Source organism: Streptosporangiales bacterium, from assembly GCA_009379825.1.
Lineage (GTDB): Bacteria > Actinomycetota > Actinomycetes > Streptosporangiales > WHST01 > WHST01.
The window spans coordinates 1-12,845 of sequence record WHTA01000036.1; the positions used below are offsets into that span (position 1 = coordinate 1).

Annotated in this window: 11 protein-coding genes and 2 pseudogenes; 9 read left to right on the top strand and 4 right to left on the bottom strand. The window is 70.5% G+C overall.

Annotation, left to right across the window (positions count from 1 at the left end; translation table 11 throughout):
• Positions 1-242: 242 nt before the first annotated feature.
• Together GEV07_17475 and GEV07_17480 are read right to left on the bottom strand one after the other, a co-directional pair.
• A pseudogene (locus tag GEV07_17475) lies at positions 243-473 on the bottom strand (transposase).
• 592 nt (positions 474-1,065) lie between these two features.
• Positions 1,066-1,512: a DUF4440 domain-containing protein gene (locus GEV07_17480; GenBank protein ID MQA04432.1), complete on the bottom strand. Its 447-nt coding sequence runs from the start codon at positions 1,510-1,512 to the stop codon at positions 1,066-1,068.
• A gap of 111 nt (positions 1,513-1,623) precedes the next feature.
• Between GEV07_17480 and GEV07_17485 the strand changes: the two genes are divergently transcribed.
• The 8 genes from GEV07_17485 (at position 1,624) to GEV07_17520 (ending at position 8,828) form a co-directional block, all read left to right on the top strand.
• A complete protein-coding gene (locus GEV07_17485; protein ID MQA04433.1) occupies positions 1,624-2,634 on the top strand; it encodes an aldo/keto reductase in 1,011 nt (336 codons plus the stop codon).
• Positions 2,635-2,657: 23 nt separating this feature from the next.
• The gene (locus GEV07_17490) at positions 2,658-3,113 is read left to right on the top strand and encodes a MerR family transcriptional regulator (protein ID MQA04434.1); all 456 of its coding nucleotides are present in this window, start codon (positions 2,658-2,660) and stop codon (positions 3,111-3,113) included.
• Positions 3,114-3,221: 108 nt separating this feature from the next.
• Positions 3,222-3,842: a LysE family translocator gene (locus GEV07_17495; protein MQA04435.1), complete on the top strand. Its 621-nt coding sequence runs from the start codon at positions 3,222-3,224 to the stop codon at positions 3,840-3,842.
• 55 nt (positions 3,843-3,897) lie between these two features.
• Entirely contained in the window at positions 3,898-4,386 is a 489-nt protein-coding gene (locus tag GEV07_17500) for a DUF1203 domain-containing protein (protein MQA04436.1), read from the top strand.
• 96 nt (positions 4,387-4,482) lie between these two features.
• Positions 4,483-5,334 carry a hypothetical protein gene (locus tag GEV07_17505; GenBank protein MQA04437.1) on the top strand — a complete coding sequence of 284 codons (852 nt, stop codon included), beginning with the start codon at positions 4,483-4,485 and terminating at the stop codon, positions 5,332-5,334.
• A gap of 34 nt (positions 5,335-5,368) precedes the next feature.
• A complete protein-coding gene (locus GEV07_17510; protein ID MQA04438.1) occupies positions 5,369-6,601 on the top strand; it encodes a two-component sensor histidine kinase in 1,233 nt (410 codons plus the stop codon).
• Complete coding sequence (locus tag GEV07_17515) at positions 6,598-7,251, top strand: response regulator (GenBank protein ID MQA04439.1); 654 nt, start codon at positions 6,598-6,600, stop codon at positions 7,249-7,251. The genes GEV07_17510 and GEV07_17515 overlap by 4 nt, the downstream gene beginning before the upstream one ends.
• 269 nt (positions 7,252-7,520) lie before the next feature.
• Positions 7,521-8,828 (top strand): hypothetical protein, encoded by a 1,308-nt coding sequence (locus GEV07_17520; GenBank protein ID MQA04440.1) that lies wholly within the window; start codon positions 7,521-7,523, stop codon positions 8,826-8,828.
• On the opposite strand, the gene GEV07_17525 is transcribed toward GEV07_17520, so the two are convergent.
• Complete coding sequence (locus GEV07_17525) at positions 8,825-9,223, bottom strand: MerR family transcriptional regulator (GenBank protein ID MQA04441.1); 399 nt, start codon at positions 9,221-9,223, stop codon at positions 8,825-8,827. The two genes, GEV07_17520 and GEV07_17525, sit on opposite strands and share 4 nt — an antisense overlap.
• 111 nt (positions 9,224-9,334) lie before the next feature.
• Here GEV07_17525 and GEV07_17530 point away from each other — a divergent pair.
• Positions 9,335-11,641 (top strand): annotated as a pseudogene (locus GEV07_17530) (heavy metal translocating P-type ATPase).
• Here GEV07_17530 and GEV07_17535 read toward each other — a convergent pair.
• Positions 11,610-12,836, bottom strand: a complete 1,227-nt coding sequence (locus GEV07_17535) for an MFS transporter (protein ID MQA04442.1) — start codon at positions 12,834-12,836, stop codon at positions 11,610-11,612. The pseudogene GEV07_17530 and the gene GEV07_17535 sit on opposite strands and share 32 nt — an antisense overlap.
• Between the last annotated feature and the right edge of the window lie 9 nt (positions 12,837-12,845).

Here is a 12,845-nt window from a genome sequence, read left to right on the forward strand (position 1 = left end):
CGGCGGCTCAACCGGGTGCTCAACACCATCGTGCTCACCAGGATGCGCACCGACCCCGCCACCCGGGCCTACATCGACCGGCGCCTGGCCGAAGGCAAGACGACCAGAGAGATCCGCCGCTGCCTCAAGCGCTACACCAGCAGCCAGATCTTCCGCACCCTGGCAGCCGCACACCGTGCACCCGAACTCGCCGCGTCAGCGGCTTGACACGACATAGAAGCATCCCAGGTTCTCTGCCGCTCTCATACGGGTTGCGGCTCGGGGTTGAGGGCAGCGTAGTGGGCGTCCTCGAACTCCACGGGAGTCATCATGCCAAGCGACCCGTGGAGCCTGCGTTCGTTGTACCAATCGACCCAGCCGGCGGTGGCGTACTCGACGTCGGCGAGGGTCTTGTAGGGCCCGTCGTGGAAGACCGTGGAGCGGACGCACTCGGCCTTGTAGAGCCCGTTGATTGTCTCCATGAGGGTGTCATCTCCAGAACGGCCAGCCACTCAGCGATCGTCAGGTGGCTCAGGCCATAAAACTCATCCGGGAGGCACGAAGTCTCGGGTTCCGTACGACTGCACAGATCTAGTCTCCTGACTCCGAGGTTGCAGACCGCTGCCTGTGTCTAGGCGGGTAGTATCGCAAAGGCGGAGGCACAACTTCTTGCTGGATGTACTCGGGGCTCCGTCGACAGCACTGTACGCAACACTGGGCAACGTGTTCAGGTCTCACCGCGATCTCCTCGTGAACGCCGAATCAGCTCACCATCGCCACAGCGCCGAGGAGCGCGGCGAGTGTCGTGACCACGAACACCCGCCGCTGTCCGCCAGCGCGAATGCGACGTCCACGCCAGTAGGCGTCGTACCGACGCGGACCATGGCTTCTCACTATCCAACCTGAAGGCGAGCTGCGCCCCGGCACGAACGCACTGTGCAAGATCTGTTCAACCTGCCGCACGGTTGCCACGTCGGCGCCGCACTACCTCAACCGTCGCGGACACGACCAGCTCGATGGAACGGTCGGCGATGTGCAGATGCTGGACGAGCCGCGTTGGGGGCACACAGCACCTGCGCGCGTCTGCTACGCAGAAGGGTGGCGGGCGGCGCCTGCCAGCGGTGTGGTGTCGACGTACCGGGGCTCGTAGACGCGCTCCGCGAACTTCCAGCCGTCCGGGGTGCGTTGGTAGCGGTCGTGGTAGATGCCGTAGTTCAGGTGTGAGCTGCCGTTGCGCATAAGGCCGAACTCGGTCAGGTATGCGCGACCGGACGCGGTGTCGCCGGCGAGCTGGATCGTGCCTGGGTGCACGGTTTGCACGAAGTACTCCCACAGACCCTGCAGCCGCTCGACGCCGGCGCGGATCCCCTCGCGGCCGACGGTCTCGGCGTCGACTTCGGGGATCCGCACAACGCCGTCCTCGGTGAACAGCGAGGCGACGCGGTCGTAGTCGCGCACCATCACTGCGTCGGTGAACTCGCCACGCAGCGCCTCGATCTCGACACGGTCGGCGATGGCCTGGAGTTCGCTCATCGGTCTCCTCCTCGCTCTGCCGACGCAGCCCGTCGGGATGTGAGGTCGGGTTGACTTCGAGTGCACTCGAAGCTGTTCCATCTCCGTGACGGGAACGGCAAAGGAGCAGACATGGAACAGCGACGGCTCGGGGCCACCGGTCCGATGGTGTCGAGGTTCGCGCTCGGCGCGATGATGTTCGGCGGCGCCGCGGACGAGAAGGCCAGCCGGGAGATGCTCGACACCTACATGGGCGCCGGTGGCACGTTCATCGACACCGCGGACAACTACAACCAGGGCACCTCGGAGCGCTGGATCGGGCAGTGGGTGAAGGACCGCCCCGGCGTACGCGACCGCGTCGTGCTGGCCACCAAGGGCCGGTTCATGGTCGACGGCCAGCCAGGCGCCAGCCTCAGCCCGGCGTACCTGCGTACCGCGCTCGAAGCGAGCCTGCGCCGGCTCGACGTCGACCACGTCGACCTGTACCAGCTGCACGGACCGGACGCCGACCACCCGCTCGAGGACGTGGTGGAGTTCCTCGCCGCCGCCGCGGGTGCCGGGCAGATCGGCTACGTCGGGGTGAGCAACTTCCCCGGCTGGCAGGTCGCCAAGCTGGCCCGGCTGCTCGCCGAGCACGGCGGGCCGCCGCTGGTGTCGCACCAGATCCAGTACAGCCTGCTGGTCCGCGAGGTCGAGTGGGAGATCCTGCCCGCGGCCATCGACGCGGGCGTCGGCACCACCTGCTGGGGCGCGCTCGGCCAGGGTTACCTCACCGGCAAGTACCACCGCGACCGTCGTCCCGCTGCCGGCACCCGCGTCGGCGAGAGCCCGGACGACGTCCTCGAGGCGTGGACCCGCCGCAACACCGACGAGGTCTGGGCCATCGTGGACGGCCTGCGCGAGGTCGCCGAAGGGCACGGCGTGACGCCGGCGCAGGCGGCGCTGGCCTGGGTGTCGGACCGGCCGGGCATCGGCGCACCGATCGTCGGCGCCAGGCACGCCGGCCAGCTGCGCGAGACGCTCCCGGCCGCCGACCTGCACCTCGACGACAGCGCGCGGGCACGCCTGGACGAGCTCACCGCGCCACGGGCGGCGGACTACCCGTACCCGTTCCTCGCCCAGATCAGCCATTGGCACAACTGAGGAACTCGGCAATGATGGACAGAATGAGCAGCGCAACACCGGACGACGACCTCGACGGCGTCGGCACCTGTGCGATCGGCGAGGACCTCGCCGCCACGCCGATCACCCACCCGCTGACGGTGAGCGAGGTCGCGAACCGGATCGGGCTGTCCGCCCACACGCTGCGCTGGTACGAACGCATCGGACTGCTCGACCACGTCGAACGGGACAGCTCAGGCCACCGCCGCTACACGGCGACCGACGTGGAGTGGCTGCTGTTGCTGATCCGGCTACGGGCCACCGGGATGCCGGTGAAGGACATGCAACGGTACGCCGAGATGGTCCGTGCAGGCGAGCACACCGAGACAGAACGCCGGGTGCTGCTCGAAGCACACCGCGAACGGGTGGCGGCGCACATCGCCGAGCTCCAGCGCCACCTCGCCGTCATCGACCACAAGGTGAGCATCTACCGCCGCAACGACCACCTCGCCGCCAGCTGACGGCCCACCCGGCCAGCGTCGCCGGGTCGGGTACGGTGCTCGGTTGGAAGGCGTGGGTGAGACGTGTTGGGCGTGGTGGATCCGCGGTTGTTGGTCGCGTTCGTCGCGATGTCGGCGTTGCTGTCCGTGGTGCCGGGGCCGAGTGTGCTGTTCGTGGTCGGGCGGGCGCTCGCGCACGGGCGGGCGACCGCGGTGTACTCGGTGCTCGGCAACGCGCTCGGCGGGTACCTGCTGGTGATCGCGGTGGCTTGCGGGCTCGGCGCGATCGTGACGCAGTCGGTGGCGGTCTTCACGGCGATCAAGCTGGCCGGTGCGGCCTACCTCGTATACCTCGGCGTCTCTGCGATGCTCGCCGCCCGCAGGCGCGGGCCTACGGCGCCGATGGATGCGGGTGAGCCCGCTGGCGTGCTGCACGGCGGCCGGGTGCGCCGACTGTGGGAGGGCCTGACCGTCGGCGTCACGAACCCGAAGAGCATCGTGTTCCTGGTGGCGATGCTGCCGCAGTTCATCGACCGCGAGGCCGGCCACGTGGTGCTGCAGATGCTGATCATCGGGTTGGTCGGCGCGCTCATCCAGGCGGGTACGGACGGCGTCTGGGCGATGACGGCCGCGGCGGCGCGGAGCTGGTTCGCACGCAGTCCCCGCCGCATGCAGGCGATGCAGGTCTCCGGTGGCGCGGCCATGGTCGGGCTCGGCGTCAAGGTCGCCGTGTCGGGACGCCCCGACTGAGCTCGGCGTCGCCTACCTGCCAGCAGCACCCGTACGCGCGGGCAAGAATCGGCCCATGACCACGACAACGCAGACTAGGTTCCGCCTCCACGCCATCGCCCCGGAGAGTCTCCAACAGGTACGCACCACAGGTCTCGACGTGTCCGGACAACCGGTGGAGCACGTCGACGGGGAGGGCCTACCGCTGCGCCGCTGCCTCCGCAACTCCACGGCGGGCGAGAAGCTCATGCTCTTCGGGTACGAGCCTGCCCTGCCGCCCAGTCCGTACCGCGAGATCGGCGCGGTCTACGCACACGCAGAACCGTGCCAGGGGCCGGACCACACCGACCGCTACCCGAGCGACTGGCACGGCCGACCACAGGTGTTCCGCGCGTACGACGACCGCGGCTGGATCCACCACCAGGCGACACGGGTCCATGACGGTACGAACCCTGAGCAGCAGATCGTGGAGATCTTCGCCCATCCCGAGGTGACCCAGATCCACACCCGCAACGTCGCCGCGGGCTGCTACATGCTCCGCATCACACGTCCCGACCGCGGGTGAGGGAGCTCCCTCGCGGGAGGGAAGGCGCGCCGACGGGTTCGCCAGAACACTGGTGGCATGGGGCCACACAGGGGTCTGGTACGCGATCTGGTCGCCTTGTCACGACCGCGGTTCTGGCTGCTCTCCGCGGTGGCGCTGCAGCTGGGCTTCGTGTTGGCGACGCACCGGCTGCTGCCCCGCGGACCCGAGATCGTCGCCATGGCGCACGCAGCCGTGGTCGCCGGCCCGCTGCTTTGGCTGGCCGTGCTCTCCGTCAACGACGCCCGCGACCTGGCCGGTGACCGGCTCAACCCGCGCAAGGCCGACACGCCACTCGTCCGGGGACGCATCACGCCGCGTGCGGCCGTCCGTATCGGCGCCGTGGCAAGCGTCGCCGCCGTACTCGCAGCTGTGCCGCTCGGCGCTCCGTTCGCGCTCGGCACGGCCGTCGCCGTGCTCCTCGGGTGGGCGTACAGCATGCCGCCGCTACGGCTGAAGGCCAGGGTCGGCGCGGACGTGTTGGTGAACTCCTGCGCCGTCGGCCTCCTCGGGCCGCTGGGCGGCTGGGTCGCCGTGACGGGGACGGTTGCGGGGTTCCCGTGGCCGATGGGGGTCGTCGGGGTGCTTGCGGTGGCCGGGCTCTACCTGCCGACGACGCTCGTGGACCACGGCGCGGACCGCCGGGTAGGAGTGCGGACGACCGCTGTGGTCCTCGGCCGGCGCGCGACGTTCGAGCTCGGCTTCGCGCTCTGGACGGCCAGCGCCGTCGTGACCTTCGTGCTGGCCGCGGGCGACGTGGTCATCGACCGTTCGCTACTCCCCGCCCACCTGGTGCTGACGCCGATGCTGCTCGTGCTGTACCGGATGGTGTTGCGCGGGCGGCCGTCGTTCCCCGCGGTCATGGCCGTCGCCGGCGCGTACCTGCTGCCCTGCGCGATGTTCGTCGCGACCTACGTCGAGTCGATCTGACGTGTCGAGCCATCAGTTGGCAGAATCCGTTGGCATGGCCGTCCGTGCGCTGTTCGCCCCGCTGGTGAGCGGGTCGACGTACCGGCGGGCGGTGCACCTGTTGCTCGGCGGGGTGGTGCTTCTGCCGTATCTACTGCTCGGCTACATGTTCGCGACGTTGCTGTCCACCGACCCGCAACCGTTGATCACGGCCCTGCTGCTCGCGGTGGCGGCAGTGATCGCAGCAGCGCCGGCGTTCCTCCGCGGAACCCGGACGCTGTCGACGGTGGCCGCCCGCTCGTTGCTCGACGTCGACCTGCCGCACCTGCCGAATGGCCGCCTGGCGTTGGAGGCACGGCTGCGCAGTGCGCTGTGGTTCGCCACGCACCTGCTCGTCGGCGGGGTCGTGGCGGCCGCACTCATCATCATCGTGCCGATGGCCCTCATGTTCCTCACCGCCCAGCTCGGTCCCGCCGGCGAGTCGTTCAGGTTCGGCCCGTTCGATGCCGACGACCAGGCGGTTCTCTCGCTGCTCGGCTTCCTCGCCCTCGTCGGGCTCACCTACGCCGTCGCGGGTCTCGGCCGGCTCGCCGCCGTCATGGCCCCGGTGCTGCTCGGCCCCACGCCCGAGGAGCGGATCGCCGCGCTCGAGGCCGAAGCCGGTGAACTGGCGGAGCGGAACCGATTGGCGCGGGAGCTGCACGACTCGGTCGGGCATGCGCTGACGGTGGCCACGCTGCAGGCGGCGGCGGCGCGCGAGGTACTGAGCGCCGACCCGGAGTTCGCCAGGCGGGCGCTGGCGGCCATCGAGGACACCGGTCGTGCGGCGATGGCCGACCTCGACCACGTGCTCGGGCTGCTGCGCGACGGCCAGCCGTCCGACCAGGTGCCTGCCCGAACACTGGCCAACCTCACCGAGCTGCTGGCCGCGGCACGTAGCGCCGGCACCGAGATCACCGTGGACATCGCCGGCGAGCCGACCGAGGTGCCTGGGATCGTCTCCCGCGAGGCGTACCGCGTCGTGCAGGAGTGCCTCACCAACGCGACCAGGCACGCCCACGGCGAACCGGTGACCCTGCAGATCACGGTGACCGAAAGCACCGTCGGCATCACGGCGACCAACCCGGTACGCGGGGAGCAGGCCAGCCGCGCCGGTGGTCGCGGCATCACCGGCATGCGGGAACGCGTGCGGCTGCTTGGTGGCAAGATGACTGCCGGGCGCGAGGAGGGCAGGTGGCGGGTCAACGTACGGCTGCCGCTCGGCGGCAAGAGATGGGGGCCGACATGACCATCGACGTCCTGCTCGTCGATGACGAGGAGCTGGTCCGTACGGGTCTGCGCGCCATCATCGACGCGCAACCCGACCTCAACGTCATCGGTGAGGCGACCGACGGCGCGGACGTGCTGCCGCTCGCCCGGCGCCTGCACCCGGACGTCGTGCTCATGGACATCAGGATGCCCGCCATCGACGGCATCCAGGCGACCCGGCATCTCCGGGCGAACATGTCCGAGCCACCGCAGGTCTTGGTGGTGACCACGTTCGAGAACGACGACTACGTGTACCAGGCGCTCCTCGCCGGCGCTGCCGGGTTCCTGCTCAAGCGCGCCCGCCCCACCGAGGTCGTCGAGGCGGTCCGGGTGGTCGCCAATGGCGAGTCGGTGCTCTTCCCGGCCGCACTCCAGCGCCTGGTCGCGACGTACGGCAGCTACCCCGACAGAAGCGCGCTCGGCACCGCACGGCTGACCGACCGCGAGCAGGAGATCCTCCGGCTGATGGCCGCCGGCCTGTCCAACACGGAGATCGCCGACCAGCTCGTGGTCGGGCTGGAGACGGTCAAGACGCACGTCGGCAACGTGCTGGCGAAGCTCGACGCGAGGGACCGGACGCAGGCAGTCATCGCCGCCTACGAGTCCGGCTTCGTCACGCCGTCGAGGTAACGGTTACCAGGCGCGGCCAACCCGTCACGGTCCGGCAACGACGTCACTGGCCGACGGTGCCCATTGCCGCGCGGCGGCGCCCTGCCTACTATCAGCGGGTTTCCTGTTTCGTCCCGAAAGGGAAGACCGTGCGTCCCTGTGTCTTCCCACCGGCCGGGGGGCCATTCCGGCTGCCCTCTCATCCCCGTGCAGCCGCCACCGGGCGGCTCGGGACGTCCTCCACGCCGTGAGATCGCATCAAGTCAGCTCTCGGCCCGAGGAGGGACCACATGCGACGTACAACCACCGTGGCCCTGGTCGCGGGTGCGATCATGGGCCTGGCCGCGGTCGCGCCGGCGGCATCGGCTGCGCCCGCCCCACCGTTCAACTCGTTCACCTACACGGACAACATGCATCCGCAGGGCTTCTCCGAGCGCGGGAACACCGCGAGCCCGTTCACCGCGAACTCCGATCTCGCGTTCTGGGGGAAGACCGCGTACCACGGCAACTACGACGGGTTCCGGATCCTCGACGTGACCGAGCCCGACAACCCGGTAGAAGTCAACGACTACCAGGAGTGCGCGGGCAACCAGGGCGACGTGATCATCTGGGGCTCGGTACTCGTCCGGTCCTGGAACTCGCCCGCCCCCGAAGGTGCCACCTGTGACGGCGAGCCGGTACCCGAGGGCTGGGAGGGCGTACACGTCTTCGACGTCAGCGACCCCGCCGATCCGGACCTGCTGGCCTCGGTCGAGACCGAGTGCGGCTCGCATACCGCGACGGGCGTGCCAGACCAGGCGAACGACCGGCTGTTGGGGTACAACAGCGCGTCGAACAGCGACTGCCCGGGCCTGGACGTCATCGAGGTGCCGCTTGACGACCCGGATGGCGCGAACCTGATCCACGACTACCTCGACGTCGTGGCTCTCCGGCCGTGCCACGACACCGGCGTCATCTTGGGTGACGCGCTGAAGGCCGCGTGTGCGGGCGGCAACGGCTTCACCGTCTTCAGCATGGACCCGGCGGACGGCGGCTCGCTGGCACGTCCAGCGTTCCAGTACACGGTCGCAGTGCCGGGCGTCACGATCGGCCACTCGGCGGCGTTCAGCTGGGACGGCGGGACGATCATCTTCGGGCACGAGCCCGGTGGTGGCGGTCAGGCCCGGTGCCAGGAGTCGAGCGACACCGTGGACAAGACGCTGTTCTTCTTCGACACGGCAACCGGGGCCGAGGTCGGGTCGTTCGTCAACCCGAGACCCCAGACCGCCACGGAGAACTGCACCTGGCACAACTACAACGTGGTGCCCACCAGCAAGGGCGACGTGCTGGTCTCCGCGCAGTACCAGGCCGGCATCAGCGTCGTCGACTTCTCCGACCCCGCACAGGCGAAGGAGATCGCGTACGCCGACCCCGCCCCGCTGTCGGAGACGGAGCTGATCCTCGGCGGCGACTGGTCCGACTACTGGTACAACGGCCGGATCTACGAGTCCGACATCACCCGCGGCCTGTTGACCTGGCGGCTCAGCGACCGGGCCGTGGCCGGCGCGATGCGACTCCCCCACCTCAACCCGCAGACCCAGGAGTTCACGATCGGCTAACCGAGCTCGATGATCCTGCACGTCCCTACGGTGTCGTCGCTCGGGTTTCGCTCGGCCGCCGCACGGGTGCCGACGAGCGCGTGCCGTAGCTGACGCAGCTCGGCGATGGAGCGGTCGACCTCGTCGATGCGTTCGTCGAGCAGCTGGACGACGTGGCGGCACGGCACCGTGCCGCCACGTCTGAGCTCGAGGATGTGCCGGATCTCGGCGAGCGAGAGCCCGCGGGCCTCCGCCTGCCGGACGAACCGCAACACCGTGATGTGGTCCTCGGTGTAGGTGCGGTAGCCGGCACTGTTGCGTGCCACCGGCGGGACGAGGCCCTTGGTCTCGTAGAGGCGGACGGCCTTGGCCGACAGGCCCGCGGCCTGCGCCGCCATGCCCACGGTCATCGTCATGCTGGTCACCTCCTGCCCGTTCACGCTACCTGTGTTGACCCTTTCCCCGGGGCAAGGTCGTACGGTGCGACCGTGGCAGAGCAAGCGCGTATTCGCGCGCGGATCGCGGGGCTGCACTGCTCGCTGTGCACGGGCACGATCGAGAAGGCGCTGGGTCGCCTGCCCGGCGTCGACCAGGTCGCGGTGAGCCTCACGCACGAGCAGGCGCTGGTGACTACGACCCGGACGTCATCGCCCCGGAACGGATCCGCGCCACGCTGCGTGCCATCGGCTACCAGCTGTACGACCCGCGCAAGCTGCGGCCGTTCGACGAGGAAGAGGCCCAGCTGGTACGCGAGGGCCTGCGGTTGCTGGCCGCGATCGGCGCCGGCCTCGGCGCGGTCGGGTTGGTCGCAACGGTTACGGGGATCTGGTCGGTGCTCGTACCGGCCTCGGTGGTCGCATTACTCGTGCCCGTCGCGTACCTGATCCTGCGGCCCGCGGGCAGGGTGAGAGCGTTGCTCGGCGCGACCGGCATCGTCGCCCCAGGCGTGGCTGCGTTGGCGCTGCGTGCGACGGAGGTGCTGCGCGAGCCGCTGATCGGTTGGCTGGCCGGCGCACTGGCGGTCGCGATCGTGGGCGGTGTGGCGCCGCACATCCTGCGCATGGCGTACCAGGCGGTACACCGCCGGATACTCAACCAGCACGTGCTGTTGGAGGTCGGCGCGTTCGCCGGGCTGGTCGGCGGCGGCATCGGCCTGACCGGTGTGCTGCCGGGGTACCCGACGGCAGCGTTCTTCGCGGTCTCGGTGCTGGTGACGACGTACCACCTGTTCTCCGAGTGGCTGTCGCTGCTGGTCAAGACCCGCTCCAGTCAGGCGGTAAAGAAGCTGCTCGACCTGCAGCCCGACCTGGCGTCGGTGGTTCGTGGCGGCACCGAGACCGAGGTGCCGGTGGACGATGTTCGCGTCGGCGACCTGCTACGAATCCGGCCAGGCGAGCGCATCCCCGTGGACGGGCGCGTGGTCGACGGCCACTCCACGGTCGACCTGTCGCTGGTCACCGGCGAACCCATCCCATGGAGAAGGGCCATGCCGACACGGTGGTCTCCGGCGTGCTCAACGGCGCGGGCGCGCTGCTGGTGGAGACGACCACCGTCGCGGCGGAGAGCTTCCTCGCCCAGGTCGTACAGCACGTCGAGGACGCCCGTGCGCTCAAGCCGGGCATCCTGCACCTCGTCGACCGGATCATGCGGGTGTACACGCCCACCGTGCTGTCGATCGCAGCGCTCGCCCTGCTCGGCTGGCTGTTCGGCAGCTGGGTACTCACCGCCGACGCGGACGTACAGCGGGCGGTGTTCGCGGCGCTGACCGTGCTGGTGATGGGCTACCCGTGCGCGGTGGGGATCGCGGCGCCGCTGGCGATCGTCCGCGGCGCGTCCGCGGCCGCGGACGAGGGCATCGTGATGCGCACCGGCGAGGCGTTCCAGACGCTGCGCAACGTCAGCCACGTGCTGCTGGACAAGACCGGCACCCTCACCGTGGGCCGGCCCGTCGTGCAGCGCGCCGAGCCGGTGCCCGGCATGACGGCGGACGAGCTGCTCGCCCTGGCGGCCGCGGCCGAGGCACGGTCGGAGCATCCACTGGCCCACGCCGTCACCGCCGCCGCGCAGCAGCGGCGACTGCCCGTGCCGGCCCTGGACCCGGACGGGTTCCAGGCCACCGCCGGGTTCGGCGTGACCGCGTGGGTCGAAGGACAGCGGGTGCTCGTCGGTCGACCGGCCTTCCTCGCCGACGCCGGCATCGACCTCGGTGAGCTGGCCGGCGCGATCACCGCGCTCGAGAGCGAGGGGCACACCGTGGCCGCCGTCGCCCGCGGGACGCGTCCCGTGGGGTTGCTCGCACTGGCCGACGCCCTGCGCCCCGAGGCGCCCGCGACGGTGGCCGCCCTGCGGGCGGCGGGGCTGACCCCCGTCTTGGTCACCGGCGACAACCCACGTACCGCCAGCCACGTCGCCCGCCGCGTGGGCATCGACGACGTCCACGCCGAGGTCCGACCAGAGGGCAAGGCAGAGCTCGTCGGCCGGCTCCAGGCCGCCGGGTACGAGTCGCCATGGTCGGCGACGGGATCAACGACGCCCCCGCGTTGATGCGGGCCGACGTCGGGGTGGCGATGGGCGGCGGCACCGACATCGCCACCGAGTCCGCGGACGTCATCGCCGTCCGCGACGACCTCACCCTCGTACACACCGCCCGCGACATCAGCCGTCGCTCCTACCGGCGGGTGCGGCAGAACGTCGCGCTGGCGTTCACGTTCAACGGCATCGGCATCCCGTTGGCGACCACCGGCCTGATCCATCCGGTGTGGGCGATGGTTGCCATGGCCGCCTCCGTGACCAGCCTGTTCGTCAACTCTCTCGGTGGCCGTCCCAGCGTGCTTGCGCAGGCATCAGCAGCGTCGGGCGATGAGCGCGACCACCGACGCCAGTCCGACCACAGGCAGCAGGTACCCCGGGCCGAGCACGACGGAGTAGGCACCGATCACCACGCCGCGGTCGGCGGCGAACAGACCGGAGACCTCGGCCAGCTAGGTCAGCGCGGCCGGCGCGAACCCGGCCTCGAGGAAGATGCCGACCATCACTACAGGACCGGCGAACCCCCAGGACGCACCGTGGTTGGCCGCGATCAGTCCCCCGGACGCGACGACGGCACCGCCGAGGGTGACCAGCAGCACCGGCTTCGTCGGCAGCCGGCCCACAAGGAACGCCCACCCGACGACGCACAGGCCGAACAGCAGGACGTAGCCGCCGAGGATCAGCGACAGCCGGCCCTCGTGGCCCGCCAGCGCCCCGACGAACCGCTGCCCGGGTACCCGCCGTTCGCTGGTGAGCAGGAACGTGATCTGCGCCGCGACCCAGGTGCCGAGGATCGCGTTGACCACCACCCACGCCGGCAGGAACAGCACGAGCCGCCGGTCGGAGAGCACCTCGAGCCACCGCCGAAGCGACCGCCTGGCGGGGACCTCCGTACGGGCCGGTTCCCGGACGAAACACCGCCACCAGTGTGCCCGCCACGAGGTACGCACCGGCGATGGCAGCGAACGCCCACAGCCCCAGCCCCGCCCACAGCAGGGGTCCCGCCGCGGCTCCTACCGCGATCCCGCAGGCGGACGCCAGCTCGTAGAAGCTCATCTGCCGGCCGCGCCGCGGCCGGTCGGCGTCCGTCGCGTCCGCGAGCAGCCCGAGCGTCGCGGGCACGGCCATCGCCGCTCCCGCGCCGTCGACCAACCGTGCGACCGCAACGACCACGAGGACCAAGGCGAGCGGTGGCACGGCGTCGAGCAGCGACCCGGTCGGCGTCAGCAGCACCCCCACCGCGGCGAGGAACGGCGCCAGGACGAGGAACACGCGCCGGCCACGCCGGTCGCTGCTCGACCCCGCGAGCGGCGCGAACACCAGCTCCGCGAGGTACGTCAGCCCGGACAGCACGCCCAACGCGAGCGCCGTCACCGGCACACCACGGGCCCGCAGCTCGACGAAGTAGCTACCCACGACGAGCGCGCCCGCAGCGGCGCCGACCCGCAGCAGCAGCTGGCTGACGATGACGGCCGGCAACCCACGCATGCCAGCCATCATGAGGGACGC